This is a genomic window from Pantoea sp. 18069, from assembly GCF_902706035.1.
Taxonomy (GTDB): domain Bacteria; phylum Pseudomonadota; class Gammaproteobacteria; order Burkholderiales; family Burkholderiaceae_C; genus Comamonas.
The window spans coordinates 84,025-108,802 of sequence record NZ_CACSJA010000005.1 but is presented as its reverse complement, the minus strand read 5'-3'; the positions used below and the strand labels follow the sequence as shown (position 1 = coordinate 108,802).

Genomic DNA, 24,778 nt, shown 5'->3' with positions numbered 1-24,778 from the left:
AGCTACATGTCCCACGATTCAGACAACTCCTCGCTGCCGCCCACCGCAGCTCCCGTGCTCGAGGTAAAGGACCTGCACACCCAGTTCGACACGCGCGCGGGCCTGCTGCCCGTGGTCAACGGCGTCGGCTTTCGCCTGGAGCGCGGCAAGGTGCTGGGCCTGGTTGGCGAGTCGGGCTCGGGCAAGTCGGTGACCGGCTTTTCCATCATGGGCCTGCTCGACGCGCCCGGGCGCATCACGGCCGGCCAGGTGCTGTTCCAGGGCCAGGACCTCGCGCGCCTGGACAGCCGCGCGCTGCGCAGCCTGCGCGGCAACCGCATCGCCATGATCTTCCAGGACCCCATGGCCACGCTCAACCCCGTGCTGCGCATCGACGTGCAGATGCTCGAGACCATTCGCGCCCACCGCAAGATGGGCAAGGCCCAGGCGCTGGAGCACTGCCGCAAGACACTGGCGCGCATGGGCATTCCCAGCCCCGGGGAACGCCTCAAGGCCTACCCCCACCAGCTCTCGGGCGGCATGCGCCAGCGCGTGGCAATTGCCATCGCGCTGCTCAACGACCCCGAACTGATCATCGCCGACGAGCCGACCACGGCGCTCGACGTGACCATCCAGGCGCAGATCCTCTCGGAAATGCAGCAGCTGGTGCGCGAGACCGGCACGGCCATGATCTGGATCAGCCACGACCTGTCGGTGGTTGCGGGCCTGGCCGACGACATCGCCGTCATGTATGCGGGCCGCATCGTCGAGCATGGCAGCGTCGACGCGGTGCTCGACGCCCCCCAGCACCCTTATACCCAGGGCCTGATCGGCAGCCTGCCCAGCGCCAACCAGCGCAAGAGCCGCCTGCAGCAGATCTCGGGCATGGCCCCGAACCTGCTGGACCTGCCGCCCGGCTGCGCCTTCGCGCCGCGCTGCCCGCGCGCCCAGGCGCGCTGCCAGCAGCCGCCAGACCTGCAAACCATTGCCGCACCCGCTGGTGCAGCGACCGCCACAGCACATACCGTGCGCTGCTTCTTCCCCGGTGCAGTGGCCGATTTTTCCCGGAGCGCCGCATGACCGGCAACGTGAGCGACACCGTAGAAACCGCGCCCCTGCTCGACCTGCAGGGCATCACCAAGCGCTTCGGCCAGCGCCCGCCGCCAGGAGGCTTTGGCCGCTGGATGCGCCAGCTCGGCCTGCAAAAGGCGCCCGTCGTGACCCACGCGCTTGACGGCGTCGACCTGCAGGTGCGCCCGGGTGAAGTCGTCGGCCTGGTCGGCGAGTCGGGCTGCGGCAAATCCACACTGGGCCGGATTGCGACCGGCCTGCTCGCGCCCACGGACGGCCATGTGCAGGTCATGGGCAAGGACCGCACGCAACTGAGCGCCGAGGAAATGCTGCAGGCCCGGCTGGGCATACAGATGATTTTCCAGGACCCGCAGTCCAGCCTGAACCCGCGCCTGCGCGTCAACCGCATCGTCGGCGAGGCCGCGCGCCTGCACGGCCTGGTCGACGCAGAGCACGAGGACGAATACGTCTGCCAGCAGCTCGAACGCGCGGGGCTGGACCCGCGCCTGCGCTTTCGCTACCCCCACCAGTTCAGCGGCGGCCAGCGCCAGCGCATAGGCATTGCGCGCGCGCTCGCCGTGCAGCCGAAGATGCTGGTCTGCGACGAGGCCGTGGCCGCTCTCGACGTGTCCATCCAGGCGCAGATCCTCAACCTGTTCATGGACCTGCGCGACGAGCTGGGCCTGGCCTATCTGTTCATCAGCCATGACCTGGGCGTGATCCGGCATCTGTGCGACCGCGTCGCCGTGATGTACCTGGGCCGCATCGTCGAGACCGCGACAGTCGAGGAACTGTTCTCCAACCCGCAGCACCCCTACACCCAGGCGCTGCTCGCGGAAATTCCGCGCCTGGACCACCGGCGCACGAGCTTTCAGACCATACGCGGCGAAATCCCCAGCCCCATGGCGCCGCCCAGCGGCTGCCACTTCCATCCGCGCTGCCCGCAGGCCATGCCGCGCTGCAGCGTGGAAGTGCCGCGCCTCAAGGGCATTGCCATTCAGCACGAGAGTGCCTGCCATCTCAATGACTTGCCCCATGTCGCCTGATACGTTCGGGCTGAGCCCGTCGAAGCCCCTCCCCCCTATCCACTCCCGAGAGAAAGCACCCACCATGCACACTGCTTCCCTTTCCGCCATTGCGATGGCCGCCCTGCTGGCCGTCTCCGGCGCCAGCGCCAAAGATCTGCGCATCGGCTTTGCCGATCCCATCTCCTCGGCCGACCCTCAGCTCAACAACCATGCAGGCGACCGCTCGCTGGCCCTGCACTTCTGGGATTCCCTGGTGAATTCGCGTGACGGCGGCAAGCTCGAGCCGGGCCTGGCCGAAAGCTGGAAAGCCGTCAACGACAAGACCTGGGAATTCAAGCTGCGCAAGGACATCAAGTGGCAGGACGGCAAGCCGTTCACCGCCGATGACATCGTGTTCTCGTTCGAGCGCGCGCGCAATGTCCCGGGCTCGGTGGCGTCCTACCGCGGCGCGCTGCGCACCGTCGAGTCGACCACCGCCAAGGATGCGCACACCGTCGTCATCAAGACCACCGTGCCCAACCCCATGCTGCCCCTCGAGATCGCGTCGATCTACGTCGTGAGCAAGCATGTGGGTGCGCAGTCCAGGAGCGAGGACTACAACTCCGGCAAGGCCATGGTCGGCACCGGCCCGTATAAATTCACGTCCTACACACCCGGCGATCGCACCGTGATGGAGCGCAGCCCCAGCTACTACGGCCCGCAGGAGCCCTGGGACAAGGTGACCTACCGCTTCATCAACAACGGCGCGGCACGCACTGCGGCGCTGCTGTCGGGCGATGTCGACGTGATCGACAAGGTCGCCGTGACCGATGTGGCCAAGCTCAAGAGGACGGCGTCGGTCAGCGTCTACGAATACCCCGGCCTGCGCGCGCTGCTGATCCAGCCCAGCCTGCGCAAGGGCAGCAGCGAGTTCATCACCGACAACGCCGGCAAGCCGCTGGCCGAGAACCCGCTGATCGACCAGCGCGTGCGCGAAGCGCTGAACATTGCGATCAACCGCAAGGCCATCACCGACCGCATCCTGCAAGGCACGGCGACCGAAGCCAACCAGTGGATGCCCAAAGGCTCGTTCGGCTACAACCCCGACATCCCGGCAACGCCCTACTCCGCCGAGAAAGCCAAGAAGCTGCTCGCCGACGCGGGCTTCCCCGAAGGCTTCCAGCTCACGGTGCACGTGCCCGGCGACCGCTACCCGCAAGCGCCTGAAACGCTGCAGGCCGTGGCCCAGTTCTGGACGCGCATCGGCGTGAAGACCAAGCTCGAAGTCGTGCCATGGTCGGTCTATGCGAGCCGTGCGGGCAAGAACGAGTACGCGGTCAGCGTCATCGCCTGGGGCAACGGCACGGGCGAAGCCGGCTATGGCCTGCTGCAGACCCTCGCGACCCACGACTCCAAGGCCGGCCGCGGCGCGAGCAACTGGGGCCGCTACAGCAATGAAAACGTGGACAAGGCGCTGGACGCCGCGACCATCGAGTTCGACGCCAAGCGCCGCGAAGCCATCTTTAGGCATGCCGCCAAGCTCGTGACCGACGACGTCGCACAGATCCCGCTGTTCCACTACAAGAACATCTGGGCTGCCAAGAAGGGCCTCAAGGTGGTGCCCATCCTCAGCGACCGCACCACGGCACTGCAGGTCACGCCCGTGTCCGGCAAGTAAGGCACAGACGCCATGCATCCTCAGCTCGAGATCACGCCGCAGACGGCGCTTATCGACGTGCCGCGCAGCATCACTCTGCGCGGGCTGACGCCCGGCCAGCAGGTCACGCTGCGCACGCGCACCGTGCGCGGCCCGCAGGTCGAATGGACATCCGAGGCGCGCTTTCTCGCCGGCGCCGACGGCTGCGTGGATCTGACGCGTGACGCGCCCGAGAGCGGCAGCTACAGCGGTGTCTCGGCCATGGGCCTGATCTGGTCGCAAACCCAGGCCATTGCGGGCCAGCCGAACGACCAGTTTGCCGCCGAACCCAGCGCCGCGCTGACCACCGAAGTGCGCGCGCTGGTCGGCGACGACGGGCCCGAGTTCATCGGCCATTTCGTGCAGCAACTGGCCGCCGAAGGCGTGACGCGCCGCGAGATCCGCGACGAAGGCCTGTCGGCCACGCTGTTCACCCCCGCGACGCCGGGCCCGCACCCCGTGGTGATGGTGCTCAACGGCTCGGGCGGCGGCATCAACGAGCCGCGCGCCGCGCTCTACGCATCGCGCGGCTATGCGGCCCTGGCCGTGGGCTATTTCAAGTCGCCGGGCCGCTCCGACTACATCTCCGACACGCAGCTCGAATACTTCGAGACCGCGCTGCAGTGGATCCACCGCGAGCTCCAACCCAAGGACGGCTTTGTCGCGCTCAGCGGCCAGTCGCGCGGCGGCGAACTGGTGCTGCTGCTGGGCTCGCTGTTCCCCGACATGGTCAAGGCCGTGATCGGCTATGTGCCAAGCGCTCTGGTGCACTGCGCGCAAAACGCCTGTGACCCGGCCAAGGGACGCGAAGGCCCGGCCTGGATCTTCCGCGGCAAGCCGCTTGCCGACATCTGGAGCAACAACCGCACGGCGTCATGGGCTCCCTGGGACGAAGGCCCCGAGCCGCGCCGCCACACCGCGGCCATGCTCACCGCGCTGCAGGACGCCGACGCCGTCGAGCGCGCCCGCATACGCGTGGAGCGCATAGCCGGCCCGGTGATGCTGCTGTCGGCGACCGATGACGGCTCCTGGCCTTCATCGCTCTACGGCAAGATGGTCAAGGACCACCTGGCCGCCAACCATCACCCCTACCCCGTGGAACACCACGACTGGGAAGGCGGCGGCCATGCCATCCTGTTCCCCTATGTGCCGACCACGCATCTGACCTATGCCCACCCGGTGTCCAGGCGCCTGAGCACGTCGGGCGGAACGCCGGCGATCAACGCCCTGGTCAACGAGCAATCGTGGGCCGCCGTCCAGGCCTTTCTTGCGCGCGCCACGGCCGCGCATGCGGCCAGGGCTCGATAACGGTTGAATGGCCGTTCAGGCCCAGGACTCCGGGCGAACGGCCTGCCCTACAGCCATAGACCCCCTACCCTTTTCTTGCCATGACCGAAACCCACACCCCCGCGCCCACCCAGGACCTGATCGACACCCTGACCCAGCTGGACCAGTCTCCCGCCGTCAAGGCCATACGCCACCAGCGCAACAAGGTCGTCGATGCCACGCAAGGCAGCTACCAGCAGCTGTTCGACCCGGCCCTGCCCGGCCTGACGCTGGGCGAACGCCTGCGCGTGGCGCAGACCATCAGCCAGCTCAGCGACAGCGCCAGCCTGCTGCAGCACTACACGCAGCAGCTGGCCTGCCTGCCCGAAGCGCCCGTGAACGCGCAGCGCGAAGCTGCGCTGCAGAAGTTCGCCACGCTGCTCACGCACAAGCCCGTCGAAGGCGATCGCTCCAGCATCGATGCCCTGCTCGCCGCCGGCCTGCAGCCGCCCGAAATCATTGCGCTGGCCCAGTTGATCGCCTTCCTCAGCTACCAGATTCGTGTGGTCGCAGGCCTGCAGGCGCTCACGGCGCTGGGCGACGACCTGCTCGCCACGCCTGCCGCCGCGGCCAGTGCCGAAACCTTTGTGCACCCCCACCACCTGCCCAAGCCCGGTGAAGCACTGCGCATCAACGGCTTCACCAGCGAAACGCTGGGCTGGAAAGCCTGGGTGCCCGTGGTCAAGCTCGAGGAAGCGACGGCCGAACAGCTGGCCATCCTCGAAGCCAGCCACCCATCGGCCAAGACCAGCGACTACTACCTGGCGCTGATCCACCAGCCGCAGATCCTGCAGGAACGCTCGGTGGTGTTCAACGCCATCATGTACGCGCCCGGCGGCCTGTCGCGCGCCGAGCGCGAGCTGGTGAGCGCCGTGGTTTCGTGCATCAACGGCTGCGTGTACTGCGCCTCGGTCCATGCACAACGCTTCGAACAGCTGGCCAAGCGCAATGACGTCATTGCCCAGGTTTTCGAGAACCCTCATACAGCGGGCACCAACGCACGCGAAAAAGCCCTGGTCCAGTTCGCCATCGACCTGACCGAAGCGCCCAACCAGCTCAGTGGCCAGCGCCTGCAGTCGCTGCGCGAAGCCGGCCTGAGCCATCTCGAAATCCTCGACGCGCTGCACGCCGCCGCAATCTTTGCCTGGGCCAACCGTCTGATGCTCAATCTGGGCGAGGCCGTGCACCCCTGAGTAGCACACTGCTGCGGTCCTGCCCGCAGCCATGTCGCCAACTCGGAGAAGATTGCGGGCAAGCGGCTATAGGACCGACATAAGGTTGATAAAGTCAACGTCACAACGCATAATTGTTGACTTTATCAACCACTCCGAAAATATGCCTGCACATTCGTCCTCTCCCTCGCGCCGAAAACTGCCCCGGCGCTTCATGCCGTATGCGTTTGCCTTCTACATGGCGGTCATCATGGCGTTGCTGATGTGCGCCGCCATTGTGGGAGTGCAAAGCGGTTTCGGCCCCGGGTATTGGAGCAGCGTCATGAAAGCCTACGGACTGGCAATGCCCGTGGCTTTTTGCTGTGTGATCGCCGTGCGCCCCTTTGTGATGCGCCTGGTGGCGCTCACGGTGCACCTCTAGGACATTCCAGCCGAGCAGAGATCGTCCTTTACATGCTGCTTACCACTTCATTTCGCCCTTGTTGACCTTGGCGCCTATGTCCAGCGACATCGCGCCGTCGCTCAGCTTCGGGTAGGCCTTTTTCATCGCATCAATCAGCTCTGCGCTGTTCTTGCTGGCCGCGAGCTGCTTCTCGAACGTCTGCAAATAGTCCTTGGTGAACGTGATGGTGCTCGCATCCACCTGGGTGCCGGCCTGCATGTGGCCTGGAATCACCAGCGCGGGCTGGAGCGCCGCCATCTCGTCCAGTTGCGCAACCCATGCGGCGCGCTCTGCCGGGGTTTGGGTATCGGCGGTCCAGACATGCATGTTGCCGAACACGGCCAGATTGCCGACGATGGCATGCAGGGATGGAATCCAGGCATATGGGCGGTGGGCAAGCACGCCTTCGGTGCCGCGGATCTCTATCGCCTGCCCTTCCAGCGTCAAGGTATTGCCTTCGAGCGCGCGCGGCAGCACGGGCCGGCGCGGCGCATTGGCGCCCATCTTGGGGCCCCAGAACGCGAGCTTGCCGGCCATCTTGGGCGCGAGCTTGGCCAGCACGGCGGGCGTGGTCACCACATCGGCCTGGGGAAAGAGCTCCTTGAGCGTTTCCACGCCGAAATAGTAGTCGGGGTCGGCCTGGCTCACATAGATGGTGGTGAGCTTCTTGCCGCTGTCGAGCACATTGGCGGCAATGCGCAGCGCATCCGCGCGGGTAAAGCCCGCGTCAATCACCATGGCCTCTTTCTCTCCGATTACCAAAGTGGAATTGACATTGAAGCTGTTGCCGTTGGCATTGTAGACCTTGACGGTGAGCGGCTGGGCGGCCTGGGCGCCGGTGAAAGCGATGGCAAGGGATGCGGCGAGAAGCGTGGTGCGGATCATGGTGAAACTCCAGATAGTGGCGGATTGCATGGACGCGCTAAGGCGTTGACATGGACTTTAGTTTCAATATCCGCGCAGATAAACGCGATAATCCGCGCATAACTGTTTCAAAAATCGATCAGATCATGGATAGATTGACCGCCATGCAGGTGTTCGTCGAAGTGGCGCACAGCGGCAGCTTCAGCGCCACGGCCGACAAGCTGGACATGTCGCGCGCCATGGTCACGCGCTATGTGGGCGCGCTCGAGCAATGGCTGGGCGCGCGCCTTTTGCAGCGCACCACGCGCAGCGTCACGCTCACCGACGCGGGTGAAAGCTGCCTGCGCCGCAGCCAGCAGATGCTGGCGTTGATGGATGACGTCGAAGAGGAAACCAGCCGCCACGACGGCGCCTTGCGCGGGCAGTTGCGCATCACCTGCAGCGTGTCCTTTGCCTATGCGCAAATGGCCGCGGCCGTGGTCGACTTTCTGCAGCGCTACCCCGCGCTCAAGATCGACCTGAACGCCAGCGAGGGTGCGCTCAATCTGGTCGAAGCGCGCATAGACCTGGCCATACGCATCAGCGCCGAGCCCGACCCCATGCTGATAGGCCGGGTGCTCGCGCCCTGCAGCTCGGTGCTGGTCGCATCGCCCGCTTACCTGCGCACGCACGGCACGCCGCAGCAACCCGCCGACCTCGGCGCGCACCGCTGCCTGAGCTATGCCAACTTTGGCAAAAGCATCTGGAAGCTGCAGCGTGGCGACGCTATCGAGGAAGTGAGCGTCGGCAGCCACTTCAGCGGCAACGAAGCCACGGCCTTGCTGCAGGCGGCGCTGGCGGGTGGCGGTATCGCCATGCAGCCGACTTACCTCGCCAACCTCCACCTGCGCGACGGCAGCCTCAAAGCGGTCTTGCCGGACTGGGAGCTGCCCACGATGGACATCTATGCCCTCTACCCCTCGCGCAAGCATCTGTCGCCCGCGGTGCGCGCCCTGCTCGACTTTCTGGTCGAACGCTTCGCGAAGATTCCCTGGGCATGAGCCCGTCGAAGGGTGAACGACCGGCGTTCAAATCATGAGGACGGGCCGTTCATGGTTCGACGGGCTCACCACGAACGGTTTTTACCCGCTCGCCCTGAGTCCTGAGCCCGTCGAAGGATCGAAGGGTCGGTATTTTGAGAGTAGGCCGCCCATAGTCAGCTGCTGTTTGCTCAAATCGAATGCTTTCTAAGTCATTGATTTATTTTGGGAAAAAAGCTGTTTCTTGAGCGCCTGTCGAAGGATGAACTGGCGCACTGGCCTCGGGTGGAGGCGCCCTTCGACGGGCTCAGGGCGAACGGCCATTAGCTATTCGTTTTCGAAAAATCATGACTTTGCTATCGCTGTTTTCACAAATCAATCCACTGCTAAGTCGTTGATTTATTTGAAAAAATCTGTTCCCCGAGAGTCCCAAGCTCGCCAAAGGCAGGGCCGAAGAACTCGGCTCGCATCAATGAATAGTGCGATCCCCTAGCCCCTTCTTGAGCACCAGATCGACAACCGGCTGCTCGCGCTTGTTTGCGCGTTTGCAATGGTCCTTCTGGAGATGGTCGGTCACCCAGATCACAGCCTTTGCCCAGCGCCGGTCGCGCTCGCGCCAGGCATGGGACGACACGCTCTCCCAGGCGTAACCATTGAACAGCGTCGCATTGACGAAGTGGTCCAGCGCGCGCACTCCGGCGCGGCCACGCTCGGATTTGCCGAAAAAGCCCACGAGCACCAGCAGCAGATAGCCCAGCACCGCCATGGGCACGATCGCGCACATCAGCAAGAAACCCGCAAATCGCTCTTTCATGCGCCCGCCGTTCCCTCGTTCAGGCCCACACCCGCGCGCTTGACCAGGCGCAGCTCCACGCCGTTGGCGGAGCGGATGGTCAGGCGCCCGACGGGTTGCGGCACATGGCCTTCGACGGGCTGCAATTCATACCGCCGCAGCAGGCATGACAGGATCAATACGGCCTCCTGCAGCGCAAATGCCGCGCCCAGGCACACGCGCGGGCCCATGCTGAAAGGCATGTAGGCGTTCTTGATGGCCTCCTTGCTTTCGGCACGGTCGAAGCGATCGGGATCGAAGGCGTCGGGATTGACCCACCATTTGCGATGGCGCTGCAGCAGCCAGGGCGCGACCACCACGGTGCTGCCGGCCTTGAGCTGCTTGCCGCGCATGGGGCAGGCCGCGGTGTTCTCCCGTGCGAAGAACCCGACGGGAGGAAACAGCCGCAGGGTTTCCCGAAAGATGTTCCAGACCAGGGGCAGGCTTTTCATGTCCGACTGCTCGGGCGTGCGCTCACCCAGCGCTTCGCGCACCTGTTCATGGGCACGCTGCTGGATCTCCGGCGACTTGGCCAGCAGATAGCTGGCCCAGGTCAGTGCACTCGCAGACGTTTCATGGCCTGCCAGGAACAGCATCGCCACCTGGTTCACCAGTTCCTCGAACGGAAAGGGCTCGCCCGTCTCGGCGTCCCTGGCGCGCATGAAGGCCGCCAGAATATCTTCCTTGCCTGTCTCTTCGCCGCGCTGATGGGCCTCGTAGCGCGGCAGGACCATGGCCTGCAGCAACGTGCGGATTTCCTTCGCGGCCTGGTTGCTGCGCCATTGCAGCCAGGGCATCTTCAGCCAGCGCACGCCGAACAGCGCCGGCAGCATCAGCTTCGGGGCCAGGGCCTGGTAGCGTGCAAACGCGTCGAACACCCGGTGCGCATCGGGGCCCTGCATGGGCTCGGAAAAAATCGTGCGGAAGATGATGTCGGCCGTGACATGGGTCATCTCGACTTCGATGTCATACGGCTCATCGCTCTTGAGCGCATCCATGCGCTCCAGCATGGACTCGACCGCGCCCAGCATGCGCGGAAAGGCCACCTGCAGGCGCGCCTGCTCGAACGCCGGGTTCATCATGCTGCGCTGGCGTTGCCACTGCGCGCCGTTGGTGGTGAAAATGCTGTCGCCCAGCAGTGGCTCCAGCGATTCGTGCAACAAATGGCTCTTGGGGAATGCCTGCGCCTCGCCTTGCATCACGCGCTTGACTTCCTGGATGTCGTTGAGCATGTACAGGTCCACGCCCGGCAGATGCACTTCACCCATCTGCATGGTGTAGCTGCGCTCGTACAAAGCGTCCATCCAGGAGCGGCGCGCATGCCAGAACATGCGTAGCTTGGAAGCCTTTTCAGGATGGGGCTTGGGGTAAGCGGGGCAAAAAAGACTCATCGAACCAGATACTTTTCAACAAAATCACGCACAGCACCGGGAGCTGTCAGCATGGCAAAAAAATTGTAGGCACCGCGCTTTTGCGAGGCCATCAGGTACTGAAAATGCATGCGCATCTTGTTGCGCCGCATCAGGCGGTAAGCCAATGGATCAAACAGCTTGTGGAAACGCGGCGAGCACATGCGGCGCGGGTTGTGCAATGCCTCGGCGGGCATGGCCGCGTCACGCAGCGACAGCCGCATCAGATCACACATGCCAAAACTCACGCTGTCGCCGGGCGAAGAGATATCGGCCCAGTACAGCTGGCTGTCGTTCGCCAGGTTCTGCAGGGCCGCGCGCAATTTCACTGCCTCGGGCATCAGCGAAAACAAGGGAATGCAATTGCCCAGCGTCAGCAATGTGACCGCCACAGGCGCATTCGGCGCATCGGACGCTGACGCGGCCCCATCTCCCCCACAGACCACCAGCGCCGCGGGCTGGCGCAACGCATCCACCAGCCGCACGGCCTGCACGCTGCCTACGCTGAAGCCCAGCACCACCACTTCGAGGCCAGGCTGCTGCGCCACACGGTGCCTGACCCATTCGGCCATCGCCTGCGTGCGCGCCGCGAGCACCTCGGAGTCTTCGGCCGCGCTGATACGCGCGAAATTGAAGATCCGCAGCAGCCAGCTCACATGCAGCAGCTTGTCGAGCCCGGCCGCGCCCCACAGCACGGCAAACGCCGCAACCATCGGCACGAGCCACTGGGCCAACTCAGGCAGCCCCTGTGCAAAGCGCCACCCTGCGAAGGCGCCGCCGGCTGCGGCCGCGACGGCCAGCAGGCCAAACAGCAAAGGGTAGGTAAAAGAGAGCAAGGTGTAAGGCACCTGCCGGCGCAATCCGCGCAGCACGCGCCACTGCGTGACGGCCAGCGCATAGGTCATGCATGCCTGCGCGGCCACACGCCACAAGGCCCGGGGCCAATGCGCGCGCACCTGGTCGCTCCAGTCGAAAAACACATATTCGCCGCCGCCTTGCGGCCCGTGGAATGCCCAGCGCGCATGGCGATGCGCGCCTGCCCCCTGGCCCACATCCAGGGCTTCACGCGGCCCGGCCGAATAGGTGCAGCCGTCCACTTCCCCTTGCCGGGCGGCATTTTCGGAAAACAAGCGGTGGTAATGGCGCGCGCCACGGGGGTCGAAGCCCCCGACAAACACCACCAGCCGCCCCATGTTGCCCCCTGCGTAGCCCGAACGCTGCATCACAGTGCGGGCGCCTTGCCAACCGCGCCCCGGGCTTTGCCGCGCGCCCTGCGGGGCTTGCGCTTGTTGGCCTGTGCCACGGGCTGGCGCACGGGCGCTGCGGCCTTGGGCTTGGGCCACAGGCGCAAGGCCATCTGCCCTTGCAGCGCCACACCGCAACGCCAGCGCACCTGGGGCAGCTTGCGGTAGAAGCTGCCGTTCAGCTGGGTTCGCTTGATCAGCGCGGCCTTGAAACGGCGCAGCACTTCAGCGTCAGGCACGGCAGAGCGCGCCTGGAACCAGAAATCGTTCAGGCGCCCCTGGAACGTGATCCTCGGCAAGTCATAAAGCGCCGAGCCGCAGACCTTGACCGGCGCACCATGCCCCAAGGCAGACAGGCCTGTCGTGCTGTTCACCAGCACCACGCCCTTGCAGGCCTTGAGCAGGCTGGGCAAATGCTGGTCATGGATATAAAGCACCCGGCCCTGCAAACCATGGCGCTGGGCGAGCAGGCGCACGGCCTTGCCGTAGTTGCGGTGGCCGCGGTCCATGGGATGGTGCTTGAACACCAGCATATCCCCCTGCACGGACTCGGAGCCTGGCGGCAGCTGCTTGTCTGGCTGGCACTCGCGCAGCAAAGCGCCAGCGAACGAGCGCATCACATGGTCAATAAAGCCGCATACCGACTCATAGCCGGAGTGCACGGTAATCTGCGCGTCGTTGTGCACCTGCAGCGGCACCAGGAAGAACTTATGCCGCTTCTGCCCTTCGAGCAGGGCCTGCACGTTGCGCTCCTTGACCCGGTACCAGGCCTTGCGGCCAAACGACAGCCACCACCAGGGCGCGTCAAAGACCGACATCCGGCGATGGTGCAGCGTATTGTTCCAAAAAAACTGGCCCAGCCAGGCGGCAAAGAAATACAGCATGCCCCAGGCCGCCGCATGCCAGTAAGTGTTGCCCACGGAATGATGCTGGGGGAGCTTTGGCGCTTCAGGCTGCTTAGGCAAATCGCCCTTCCCCAAAGACAGCGCCGAGGGGAGGAAACCGGCTTCGGCATCCAATTGCTGCAGGGCCTCCTGATGGTCCTGCAAAGCCTGTTGCTGCAGCCACTCCGCGAGATCCTGGTGAAACTGCGAATGGCCGTTGACTCCGATAGGCTCGAACGTCACATGGTCGGGCCGCAAATAGCCTTCTTCGAACACGCCCACAGCGAAGCCCATGCGCTCTGCCATCGCTCGGACCTGAGCATGTACCGGACGGCAGTCGCCAAACAGCAATACCGCGTCGACGTGGTTCGTTCGCAGGAACTTGGCCAGCTCCAGATGCCAATCTTCAAGACTGCCCTTGAAGCTGCGCGCATGGCGCGGATAGAACAGCCAGTCGCCCGCATTGAAGTTGAATTTGAAGACTTCCGCGCCCGCGCTGCGCAGATCCTGGGCCAGATTCCAAAAAAACGGCCCCACCGGGCCCTGCAAGAGCAATACGCGTTTGCCAAAAAAAGGCGAATCACCAGGTTTCACGACTCTTATTTCCTTGGCACACGACGCGCATCGAAAGCGCATGCGGCAGTGGCAGCTGCGTTCTTCCAACAATTAAATAATCCGCAAAGAACGGAGCAGAGTGCGCATTTTACGCGCCTGTCGGCGTACATAACCCAGTTTCAATTGTTTCAAACCACCATTTTGCTCAAGGCGCTGGCGCTCTTCGACAATACGTAGTAATACAGCCTCGCAAGTGGTGTAACCCCTAAGCACAGGGTCCCAGTACAACGGGTAGTGCAACAGCGCTCCGGCCACCAGGGCGTCCAGGCCCAGTTGCCGCTCACGGCGCGGCACGGGGAGCATGTCCTGCGTGAGCCCCCAGCCCGCATAGAACGGCCGGCCATGCACCACCACGGTCTTGCCACGCAGCAAGGCGTCGAAGCCCGTGAGCGAGGTCATGGTCACGACGACGTCACAGGCGTCAATGCAACTGACCACCGAGGTTTGTAGTTCCACATGGTCGGCCCATTGCCGTGCCTCATTGAGCATGAGCTTGCCGCGACGGTTGCCGCTCATCACATCGGGGTGAGGCTTGTAGACGATAAAGGCCTGCGGATAGGCTGTGCGCGCGGCCTGTAGCAAACCCAGGTTGGTATGCACGCCGTTGACAGTGTCACAGCCAAAGCGTATCGAGGCGTCATCTTCCACCTGCCCCGGCACCAGCACCACCTGCTGGCCCGACCCAACGCCCGGCCACTGCACAGGCATGACGGGCTCGAGGTTGTATTTGGTGATGCCATGCACAACGATGGTTTCGCGCACCTTGCGCGCGCGCTGCAAATCATCCGGCGAAAAAGCACGCGTGTTGAGCATGTCTTCGAGCTCGGAAGGCCCGCTGGGATCGAAATAAATGCCTTTGGCATCAAGCACAAACGACTGCGGCGGAATCAGGTCCGAGCCCAAGCCTACCGAACGCACGAAACCATCTTCCATACGCAGCAAGCGTACGTCGGTTTCATTCGCCAACGATTCCATACCCCTTGGAGGTACCAGACCCCAGCAGACCAGGCAGTCGTCCCCCTTTGGAAACAACGCAGCGGCAGCCTGTGCATTTTTTACGAACACAACCTTACCCGGAAACAAGGAGAGCATTGACTTGAGGTTAGCAGCCTTCCACCTACGAAAACCCACGCAAATCATACGTGCAGGAAAGCGTTGCGCAACCTCGCGTTGGCGCGAGAGCCATTGCATTCCATCCCAAATGCTACCCAGCTGACGAGTCTCCGGGTTTAAATAGCGCGTGTAATGTACATAGGCTGCGGCAAATAGTTCATCCACAGAGCGTACCCGCGTGCGTCGGCGCGCGGCAGGATGGTCAGCCTGACGGTCATCCGTTGCTCCCCAGCCCGCATACCAAGGCATGCCAAAGCAAGTTACAGGCTTTCCCGCAAGCAACGCTTCAAACCCCATGGTAGAAGTGACCACATAAACATGATCCATGTGTTTTATCAGACTCAAAGGGTTAACGGCGTCACGCAACAAAACAGTTTGCTCATCCAAATGCAAACTGGTCAAATAGCCACCTTTGCGGCCGGATGCGACCTCCGGATGGGTCTTTACATATACTGTGGCCTCCGGATTTTCCGCCTTTGCAGCAGCTAGCATAATCTCGAATGTCCGTGCGTCGGCGCCACCAAGAGTCACACTCATGTCGCCGTTCGTCTGATCGATTACAAGCACACGTGCACGATCTTTCGGGCGCAGGGTATTGGCCGGAAAAACTGGCGCATTATTGTATTTACTCAATAAACATTGCAGCAACTTCGCTTGAGCCCTGCGAAATGAAATCGAGTCAAAATATAGCACATCATCAGCGCTATTAAGCATTCGTTCCAATGCGCTGACTTTAGTGCAGTCATAATAAATTCCATCGCCATCTAAAACGATGGAGATCGGCGGAAAAATATCTCCTGTTCCAAAAGAACGCAAAAACCCATCTTCAAGCGCCAAATAGGGCAAGTCGTGAGTCCGGGCATAGGAACGAGACCTATATGTGCTCGGACGCATTCCCCATCCCGCAACAAAATTCACGAACGGCCGGTGCCAAATCCGTAATGCCACAACTGTAGAGTCAAGCAATACTGACAAAAAAGGAATATTTAAAATTCCATTAGAAAATATGCCAATTTTCTTATTCACAAAACTCTGAATTAAGAATATCAATTACGTCCAACGCCAACCTAAAATATCCAATTAGAAAATTATCAAAACAAGACAAAATTAAGCAATTAGGCATTAGAATCGACTTTCACCTCACACCATCATTCCTATAACTTACTCAAACCAAAAATGCGCATGCAATTTTCAATATCAGCCGGATGAACAGCAATTTCGTCCGGAACCGGAAATGGTCTTTTCAAATGCCTATTATTACAAAATCTGATAACTGCTCCCTGACGGAGCGAATCTACGTGCCATTTTGAAAAATATTCCCAATAATCCAATCTAGCATTAGATTTACCTGATTTATCATAACCAGTCGCAGGAGCCGTCATTAACGAATTTTCGCGATGAGCACAAATAGACAGAGGCTGAGAGAGGCGCCGCATAGATCGCTTACCAAAAACTAGCTTTAAGCGCGCAAGAAACTCACTATCAGCACCTGTTCTGACCAAGTCCCAAAAACCAGTCATTCTAAACACTATATCTTTTCTAAATAAAACTGAAGAATGATTAATTCTAGTTAATGGAAACACAGATCGCGCATAGAAAACACCATCATCCTGGACGCGAATTAAATTCGAAACTGTAAACATGACATGTTCATCAGCGAGAATCGGTGCCATTTGCAAATAAATTTTTTGCGGATGCGCCCAATCATCTGAATCTTGACAAGTCACAAAATCCCCGTTCGTCAGGTGAACCCCAATCGATTTTGCCACATATGTACCAACATTCAGAGGCAAGCGAACATAACGTACGCGAGGATCTTCGCTCGCCAATTTTTCGACCACCTGCCTTGTTTCATCGTAGCTAGCATCATCTACGACAATTACTTCAATATTTTGATAGGTTTGATTCAATAAGGATTCGATGGAAAACAAAATACGATCTGCGCTTTGAAAAGCAGTCATTACTACACTTACCAGTGGACCCTTTACGAAAGGTAGTACTCCAGTCGGCCGAAGATTCATGGCTCCAACAGGAAGAGACTCGTTGTTCAAAGCTATGGGAGCTACGTTATTCGCTTGCAAGAATTTATTAAGAGCAATCAACTGCTCTGTTGGCGGCAGGCGCAGTACGTTGCTACGATGCAAAAATACTTCTGAATCACGCTCAGCATTAGCCATGGAAGCTTTCAGGTGGGCCTTCGCATTCACGGTATCGCCAATTCGCATGCAAGCCGCCACTTGCAAAACAGATGAACGCTGCTGCGATAAAATTCTTATCGAAAAATCCGGATAAAAAGCCAATAAGGCACTAGCCAACGATTCCATCTTCGGCTTAAGCAATCGCAATATTTGAGGATTTCTAAGCAAAGTATCCACCCGATCCCGCTCCCCACACGCCGCTTTAGAAACAATGACTGCAAATAAAGAGCGCCAGCTGTTGTATACAGGTTCACAATAGGCAACGGAACGATACATGCCTAAACGGTAAAACGCATAGTGCTGCCAAGCTAAGGCGCTTTCCACGCCAGGTGGTAAAGCGGCCAAAGCATGAGCAAAGCGCTTCTTCCGAAAATACCAGAAAAATCTCAAAACTCCGAAATTCATACCAGCCATCATAACCCAATAATTTTATTCTTACGAAGCACTCAAACATATCGAAGGAACAGGAAACGCTCGTTTTAGAGATCCTGGCTCAAGTCTTAAATCTTCAATTTTTGCTTCAGCGTGCCAAGCTAAGAAATTTTGCGCATATTCATTTCGCGCTGGGCTGCCCAATTTAGTCTCAGAATTTCCAGTAAGAGACTGTGGAGAATCTAGGGCAATAATAAGCGGTCGCCAGTCTTCGACAACCCCTAGTGGAGCAATTTTTTTCAATCTATGAAAAAGTTCAGCATCAGCCCCAAATCTGACACTATCCCAACAACCGAGATGCTTTCTCAAAAAATCGGCCTTAATCATCAAAGAAACTAAACACTGATGGGTAAATCCATCGTAGGAAAATTTCCCAGGCACTCTATATCCTGTCAAATACCCCTCAGCATTCATGCGAAAATAACCACCCAAATGTGCAACTGCATTTTTTTCTCTAATAACAGAAACTTGATAAGCAATTCTATCAGGAAAAGACAAATCATCCGCATCATGCACTGTTATCAAATCACCAGTAGCAACAGATAGCCCGTAGTTACGAGAAAAATAAGCACCCAAATTTTTCTTATTTTGAAGAGCGATAACTCGACCATCAGAGGATGATAACTCTTTTGCAATTTCATAAGAGTTATCCAGACTGCAATCATCAACCAGAATAATTTCAATATTCTTATGGTTTTGATTTAACAAAGACTCAACAGAATACCTCAACGTCTCTTCAGCATTGAAAACAGGAACAATGACAGAGACTTTTTCCGGATATTCATCTACATTGATAGAATTCAAACCAAAAGAAATTTTTCTCAAGAAATTACAATTAATGGATTCTTTAATTTCTATAGGAGCAACTTGATTCCATTGTTTCAAATAATTATTAATAAATTGAAGCCATCCATATTGCGAACCATTGCTCAGAAAATTATTCGCATATGCCACAGATAAAGTAGGAGAAAGGGCTCCGCTACACTGTAGATATGCCTGCGCCAACGATTCAGCATTTTTAAACAAATCCTCCCCAATGCGACGCAAGCAGTCTTTCCTTCCAGTCGAAGAAGCTCTAGCAGGCAAAATATCTATATTAGTGCACGCTCCATGATTAGAAAAAAAATAAAATTTGCTTTTATCGTCAATTTTCTCATTTATATGCCGTAAGACCAAATAAGCAGACTCAGCTGCACAAAATGGAAAACCCCTAGAAAACACAGTTTGCCGACGGATATAGCTTGCATCTAACATAGCAGCACGCCCATTTTTTTCGAATATTTAAAAAATAAATCTCAAATAAAGACATCAACATAAATATCACAACAATGCGAAAACCATATCAGAAATGGAGATGTTTATGCCAACGAATTATCACAAGAAAAAAACTCACATGTACTTATTTTACCGTAATACAGATTTTAAGAACAATTTAATAACATTCGCAGTTTCAGCAGTCATGCTTTTATCTCTTTTAATGATATCTTTAGCGTGAGCATCAACAACCAAGTCTACAAATTGATCGCCTTTACTCACAATTAACATTTTCATATCTGACAAGAATTGAATTTTGAGATCTACTAATTTCTTGACATCAGCAACAAAGGTCTCAGGAACAGTGCTAGGGCGATTGTTTACAAAAAAATCTTTTACAGCTAATATCTTGGAATATTTAAAAAATCGAGCCATCAACTCTAAGTCTTGATGCCTCCGATATGATTCATTTAAACCACCCAGTCGATCCAAACTAGAACGTTTAAAAGTTATTGTGTTTGTGCACATGTAATGCTCTGCATATCTGAGTGACAAAACTCTTTCCATTAAGTCACCTTCTGGAAAGCGATTCATGTTTTCCTCACCATTCCACTTCCCACGATAGCCGCAATAGCAAGCACCAATATCCTTAGGAGAATCACGCAAGGCTAAATCAACGCCTGAAATTCTTGATGCATCAAAAGTATCATCATCATCCAGAAAAGTAATAAACTCTCCAGTCGACATAAAATATCCAGTATTTCTAGCTGCCGATGCATTCCTATTAACTCGATGATTAATTATTTTAATTTTATTAGGGACTACATCAAACCGAGATTTTTGTGAAAAAATCCTAATTTTGGTCTCTAATTCATCGGAAAATTTAATATTCAATGGATTATCATTGACAATAACAACTTCAAAATCAGAAGAATCTTGATTCAATGCTGATTCAACTGTAGGCCAAATATCATTAACAACTCTAAATGAAGGAATAATTATCGAGTGTCGCCCCTTGACAGGTGAGACTCCGGCATTAAAAACATACCTAACCCCCTCTATATTGCCAGAGAGAATACTCTCTGCATTTTTCAGCTCCATCGCCTTTGCAGCAAGCTGCAAAACCTTTTCTTCCGAAACAGGCGAATTGGACCAATTAAAAATCAGATCAGAATGTGGAACTCTGTATTTTTCAATAATCTTCAAAAGCTGATGTTCATCTAGAGCAGAAATTGGAAGCGGCTTTAAATCGACAACGGCGCAGTGATGGCCAGTTATCACTGGACGCAAACCATCTTCTGAAACGAAATATACATTCAAAAATATTTCTGAAGGAAGTTCATGCTGCAACGTGTGGACATGCCTTAGAGCATCAACATTATCAACAAGAACAGAAATTCTGAACTCCTTTGTATACTCAGAATACCTCAAAAACTCCCAACCCATTTTTTCGCTATGCGCAGATTGCGCACGTTTATCAGGGCGGATATCACTATCTCCCACATCGGGTATACAAATAGCAGAAGCAAACGAAAAACAATTCTTTGCAAATTTGTTATAAACATATCCCAGCGCGACATTATCAAATGGACCGTCAGCCTCATCAATTGCCTTTAATATGTCTGGAAAGACACTGCTATCATATACAACCGCAAAACTCCCACAAGTTTTACCCGCGATAGGTCTATAAATTCCCGGCATATCTGGCACGATTGAATTCAAGAATTCTTCCGAATTTCTATTAGAATATTCGGATGCTCCCAATAGGAAAACCTTGAAGTCATCAGGAATTTTCCCACCAAGACGATTTAATTGCTCAACAGCATTTGAGCTAAAAAATACATCATCATCAAGTATTAAAATTCTGCGATAATCATTTTTTATAGCATCCTCGAAAACTTTGCGCTGAGAAAGAAGATATGCGAACCAACCTAAGGATGCAATTTCTCTATAGGCTTTAATTCTTTTATCTGGAATATGACTAGATGTGATACATCTATTAGTCAAACTGCGACTAAAAAATTGATTGTATTTATCAAGAGTTTCCTGAGATTTCTTAGCATCGACGCCACTGACCCTAGAAATTCGCACACCTTGATAGGTGAACTCACGAAGCAAGCGTATATGCCTATCCGGCCTTCTATCTAAATTTACTGCATAAATCCGCTGAATACCAAAAGATTTTTCAAGAGCATCAGACAAACTACTCCTAGATTCACCAGATCTTAAAAAATTCTCAGAACAAAGTGCTCTGTCGACTTTCAACTTTTGATCAGCTTTAAGAAAAGCACAATCAGAAAGCGGGAATTCCTTTATTTTCAATAAATTTTCTTCATCAAAATATTCAGTTGGAGCATTTTTTATTATAAAATTAATGTTTTGAAGCACAAGCTCTCTTAGAGAAGGCTCATGCTCCCATTTACTCCACAACATTCTGTAAGCATCTATTGCTTCATTCCACTTGCTTGTGCGAAGTAGTTCGTTGGCATCTTTCAAGCTAATAGTTTTTTCCATATACGCGCCATCAATTAATTTCAAGCAAATACTTGCACAAGCCAACTAAAAATTTTATTAAGTTGACTTGCCCAAAAACTTGCAAGGAAGCTTCAGTTTAATTTTTAAAACCACATAAGAAAATCAGAGATATCTTTTAAATTTACACCTCTGATTTTCTATAAAAGACATCTATAAAACTATAATTTAAAGTCGCACTTGGCCCATAGATAGATTCCCAAGAACATTCTTCATATCAAGAATAGTGCGAATATTTTTACCAAATTGTCCTAATTTCTCCCCCATGTCTTTGAACTCATCATGAGCAACAGCGATTACGATCACATCATAGGTATTAATGGCCGGTGATGCGACGATACTCAAACCGTATTCGCCTTCGATGTCTGGCTGCTGCACCCAAGGATCATGAATATCCACACTCATTCCATAACTTTTCATTTCGGATATCAAATCAACAACTTTCGTATTCCGAATATCAGGACAGTTTTCCTTAAAAGTAAATCCAAGCACTAGCGCCTTGCTTTTTTTGATCGTTTGGTCATTATTTATCATGCTCTTAACGAGCTTTCCAACCACGAATCGCGCCATTCCATCATTAATCTCTCGAGCGGTACGGATCATATCAGGAATATGGCCGACACTCATGGATTTTTGCACCAGATAATAAGGATCAACACCAATGCAGTGCCCGCCAACCAATCCTGGTTGCAATTTAATGAAGTTCCATTTAGTTGCAGCGGCTTCAATCACATCGCCAGTATCAATTCCCATGTGACTAAAAATCATCGATAACTCATTAATAAGTGCAATATTGACATCGCGCTGAGTGTTTTCAATAATTTTTGAAGCTTCAGCAACCTTAATGCTTGCCGCTTTAAAAGTCCCAGCTGAAATAATAGTGCGATAAAGCTGATCAACAAATTCTGCTATTTCCGGAGTAGAGCCAGAAGTGACTTTTTGAATTTTGCTAACTGGCCTATTTTTATCACCTGGATTAATCCGCTCAGGGCTATAACCAGCATAAAAATCTTTATTAAACTTGAGGCCCGATACTTTTTCAATGACTGGAATACATTCCTCTTCCGTTGCACCAGGATAGACCGTCGATTCGTAGATAACAACATCACCTTTCTTAATAACCCGGCCAAGCAACTCTGAAGCTTTAATCAAAGGTGTAAGGTCTGGCTGACGATGCTGATCAATAGGCGTTGGTACGGTCACGATGAACACATTTGCATCTTTTATTTCATGCTCTTCACATGCAAATATAAGGTTACTAGCCAATTTAAGTTCATCGCCTGAGACTTCTAGCGTTGAGTCGTGACCATCCTGAAGTTCAGCTATTCGTTGTTTTTTTATATCAAAACCGATCGTCGGATATTTTTTGCTGAATTCAACAGCCAACGGAAGGCCTACATATCCAAGACCAATTAACGCAATCTTTATATTAGTACTATTCATTTTAAATTAAATATTAATTTTACAATTATTATCAAGCCGTTAGCTTTTTAGTTTTCAACAAAAATGCACCCTTTTCAGTGCTGACAAATTCCTCGACAAATTCGTAACCATTTTCTCGAGCTTCATTTTTCCATTTTTCTGAAATCTCTTTTTCATCTTTTCTTGAAGCATCATCAAGAAGAAAATCGATTTTTTGTCCTTCAAATGCTTTAAAAACAATTGGACCTGCCGGATATCTCGCATGCTTTTGAGTAGCAGCCGGTGGACCATCAATTATTGCAAGCACACGAATACCAACTTCATTTTCCGTTTTCAACTCGTCCAGCACACCGCAACAATCATAATAAGAATAACTTTCTCCATTTGGAGTAATATAATTTTTCAATGGCGCATGCACTAACTTAACATACTTCTCCAAATTAGAAATTTTCAACCTACGCGCCGTTTCAGAAAAATATTTCTCGAGATGATCAAAGGAAACAAATATTGGAATACTCTTTTTGTCATTTCTACGCGAAATATATTCAATTGTTTTAGCGACAACAAGTGTAGATGTTCCTGAGCCAAACTCAATTATCATGTCGTATTTATTATTCTCTATTAAACGTACGAGATAGAGCATGAAGTCACTACTTGCTGGCCAGCCATTAGTTTCCAAATCCACCGCAGCCAAATTGCCTGCTTCCAAATAATCTTTAAGATTCAGAAAATCACCTATCTGCTTTGCAGCATTTGCCATTTCAGTCTTGATGTTTTTATTAAGACTTTTTTGTAAAGCAACAATATCGTCAGAGGCACTACGATATTTTCTTTCATCTTCTTCAATACTGCTCAACTTGATAGCTAATGATTTATTAACTCGAGAAAGATCGTCATTGTAATCATTTAAACGTTTTACAACTTCGTTCAAACTGGATAAGACACGTTCATGGTCTTTATTATTTTCTTCTTTAAGAAAATGAATTAGCGATTTTTTTTCATTTTCAAACGAAGAAATTAGTGTGCGCTTATCCTTTTCAAAAGATGATATTAACGCTTTCTTTTCTTCCTCCAAAAAGGAAATCAGCATCTCTTTCTCTTTTTCGACCGAAGAAATCAACGTGCCCTTCTCCGCTTCGAGAGAAACAAGCAGCGCACACTTCTCTTCTTCAAGCGAAACAACCAACGCACCCTTCTCCTCTTCAAGCGAAGCAACCAATGCACCCTTCTCCTCTTCAAGCGAAGCAACCAACGCACCCTTCTCCTCTTCAAGCGAAGCAACCAATGCACACTTCTCCTCTTCAAGCGAAGCAACCAATGCACACTTCTCCTCTTCAAGCGAAGCAACCAATGCACACTTCTCCTCTTCAAGCGAAGCAACCAATGCATACTTCTCTTCTTTGTGTGAAGAAATCAGCATAATTTTCTCTTGCTTGAAGGAAGAAATTAATTCGCCCTTCTCTTCTTCGAAAGAGGAAATTAATATTTCTTTTTTCTCTTCGAAAAGAGATTTTTCTTTACGTTTATCTTCTTCGAATAAAGATACTAAATTATCTTTATCTTTCGAAAGAGAGTTTTTCCAATCCCTCAAATACAATATTTTTCCAATCTTGGAATTAGATTCCTCTTCTCCAAAAATAGATTTAAAACCTTGAGAAACCAAAAAATCCTCACACGCCTTATAACTAGCGCCGAGTTGTTCAAGCACTCCATCCACCAAAGTCACACGTAACTGAACAACATCGAAGTCATTGAGATGTGAACCAAGCCCTTTCAATAAAGGAACGGCAGGTAAGCAGTCGATGGTAAGCCAGTTATAAGAAGCGTTTTGTCCTTCATTCTCTAAGATGCTGCTTAAACTGCGAGCAGACACTCGCAAAAACTGCCTAAGCGGTAAATTTTTCCAGACATCGACCAACTCGTCGGAGGTTAGCAAACCACTTTCATTTGCATTGAAATATCGATAATAGTCAACTTCTTCATCTTTATCACTTATTAAGGCCTGAAGCACCGACCAATTTTCATTTCCTTCAATCCGTTTTAAGAGGCGTGCGCAAGCATTTCTTTCCGCCTCGACCGCAAGGAGATGAGCTACATTGCGAACAGACAGTTTATCCAAAAAATTTCCATCACCGGCACCAACGCAAAGCCAACCGCGGACTGGGTAAAGTGTTTGAATAGCCAATTGCAATACAACCAAGCCAGATTCAACCAAAGGTCTATGAACAAGGGGCAATGTCATAAGTTATTTTTCTCTCACCAATTTT

General features: G+C 54.1%; 18 protein-coding genes. 7 read left to right on the top strand and 11 right to left on the bottom strand.

Features of this window, described 5'->3' with window-relative positions:
• Positions 1-6: 6 nt before the first annotated feature.
• The 6 genes from GVL12_RS06165 (at position 7) to GVL12_RS06140 (ending at position 6,672) form a co-directional block, all read left to right on the top strand.
• Complete coding sequence (locus tag GVL12_RS06165) at positions 7-1,059, top strand: ABC transporter ATP-binding protein (protein ID WP_159911929.1); 1,053 nt, start codon at positions 7-9, stop codon at positions 1,057-1,059.
• A complete protein-coding gene (locus GVL12_RS06160; protein WP_159911927.1) occupies positions 1,056-2,096 on the top strand; it encodes an ABC transporter ATP-binding protein in 1,041 nt (346 codons plus the stop codon). Before GVL12_RS06165 ends, GVL12_RS06160 begins: the two co-directional genes overlap by 4 nt.
• Before the next feature lie 64 nt (positions 2,097-2,160).
• The gene (locus GVL12_RS06155; protein WP_159911925.1) at positions 2,161-3,735 is read left to right on the top strand and encodes an ABC transporter substrate-binding protein; all 1,575 of its coding nucleotides are present in this window, start codon (positions 2,161-2,163) and stop codon (positions 3,733-3,735) included.
• A gap of 12 nt (positions 3,736-3,747) precedes the next feature.
• Positions 3,748-5,061, top strand: a complete 1,314-nt coding sequence (locus tag GVL12_RS06150; RefSeq protein WP_159911923.1) for an acyl-CoA thioester hydrolase/BAAT C-terminal domain-containing protein — start codon at positions 3,748-3,750, stop codon at positions 5,059-5,061.
• Positions 5,062-5,141: 80 nt separating this feature from the next.
• On the top strand, positions 5,142-6,272 hold the full coding sequence (locus GVL12_RS06145) for a peroxidase-related enzyme (protein WP_159911921.1): 1,131 nt from the start codon (positions 5,142-5,144) through the stop codon (positions 6,270-6,272).
• A gap of 142 nt (positions 6,273-6,414) precedes the next feature.
• Positions 6,415-6,672 (top strand): DUF2798 domain-containing protein, encoded by a 258-nt coding sequence (locus GVL12_RS06140; protein WP_159911919.1) that lies wholly within the window; start codon positions 6,415-6,417, stop codon positions 6,670-6,672.
• A gap of 39 nt (positions 6,673-6,711) precedes the next feature.
• Here GVL12_RS06140 and GVL12_RS06135 read toward each other — a convergent pair whose 3' ends face one another.
• A complete protein-coding gene (locus GVL12_RS06135) occupies positions 6,712-7,578 on the bottom strand; it encodes an MBL fold metallo-hydrolase (RefSeq protein ID WP_159912091.1) in 867 nt (288 codons plus the stop codon).
• A gap of 125 nt (positions 7,579-7,703) precedes the next feature.
• Here GVL12_RS06135 and GVL12_RS06130 point away from each other — a divergent pair, with 125 nt between their 5' ends.
• The gene (locus GVL12_RS06130) at positions 7,704-8,597 is read left to right on the top strand and encodes a LysR family transcriptional regulator (protein WP_159911917.1); all 894 of its coding nucleotides are present in this window, start codon (positions 7,704-7,706) and stop codon (positions 8,595-8,597) included.
• A 448-nt stretch (positions 8,598-9,045) separates the two neighbouring features.
• Here the strand turns inward: GVL12_RS06130 and GVL12_RS06125 are convergent, their stop codons facing one another.
• The 10 genes from GVL12_RS06125 to GVL12_RS06080 form a co-directional block, all read right to left on the bottom strand.
• The gene (locus tag GVL12_RS06125) at positions 9,046-9,390 is read right to left on the bottom strand and encodes a hypothetical protein (protein WP_159911915.1); all 345 of its coding nucleotides are present in this window, start codon (positions 9,388-9,390) and stop codon (positions 9,046-9,048) included.
• Positions 9,387-10,712 (bottom strand): cytochrome P450, encoded by a 1,326-nt coding sequence (locus GVL12_RS06120; RefSeq protein ID WP_200843533.1) that lies wholly within the window; start codon positions 10,710-10,712, stop codon positions 9,387-9,389. The genes GVL12_RS06125 and GVL12_RS06120 overlap by 4 nt, the downstream gene beginning before the upstream one ends.
• A gap of 83 nt (positions 10,713-10,795) precedes the next feature.
• A complete protein-coding gene (locus GVL12_RS06115; protein WP_200843532.1) occupies positions 10,796-12,043 on the bottom strand; it encodes a hypothetical protein in 1,248 nt (415 codons plus the stop codon).
• Entirely contained in the window at positions 12,040-13,251 is a 1,212-nt protein-coding gene (locus GVL12_RS06110; protein WP_368855038.1) for a capsular biosynthesis protein, read from the bottom strand. The genes GVL12_RS06115 and GVL12_RS06110 overlap by 4 nt, the downstream gene beginning before the upstream one ends.
• A 360-nt stretch (positions 13,252-13,611) precedes the next feature.
• Positions 13,612-15,699 carry a capsular polysaccharide biosynthesis protein gene (locus tag GVL12_RS06105; protein WP_200843530.1) on the bottom strand — a complete coding sequence of 696 codons (2,088 nt, stop codon included), beginning with the start codon at positions 15,697-15,699 and terminating at the stop codon, positions 13,612-13,614.
• 128 nt (positions 15,700-15,827) lie between these two features.
• Complete coding sequence (locus tag GVL12_RS06100; RefSeq protein WP_159911909.1) at positions 15,828-17,276, bottom strand: glycosyltransferase family 2 protein; 1,449 nt, start codon at positions 17,274-17,276, stop codon at positions 15,828-15,830.
• Between the two features lie 30 nt (positions 17,277-17,306).
• Entirely contained in the window at positions 17,307-18,557 is a 1,251-nt protein-coding gene (locus tag GVL12_RS06095; protein ID WP_159911907.1) for a glycosyltransferase family A protein, read from the bottom strand.
• 150 nt (positions 18,558-18,707) lie between these two features.
• Positions 18,708-21,071, bottom strand: a complete 2,364-nt coding sequence (locus tag GVL12_RS06090) for a glycosyltransferase (protein WP_159911905.1) — start codon at positions 21,069-21,071, stop codon at positions 18,708-18,710.
• 186 nt (positions 21,072-21,257) lie between these two features.
• Positions 21,258-22,532, bottom strand: a complete 1,275-nt coding sequence (locus GVL12_RS06085) for a nucleotide sugar dehydrogenase (RefSeq protein ID WP_159911903.1) — start codon at positions 22,530-22,532, stop codon at positions 21,258-21,260.
• A gap of 31 nt (positions 22,533-22,563) precedes the next feature.
• The gene (locus tag GVL12_RS06080; RefSeq protein ID WP_159911901.1) at positions 22,564-24,753 is read right to left on the bottom strand and encodes a hypothetical protein; all 2,190 of its coding nucleotides are present in this window, start codon (positions 24,751-24,753) and stop codon (positions 22,564-22,566) included.
• Positions 24,754-24,778 lie beyond the last annotated feature (25 nt).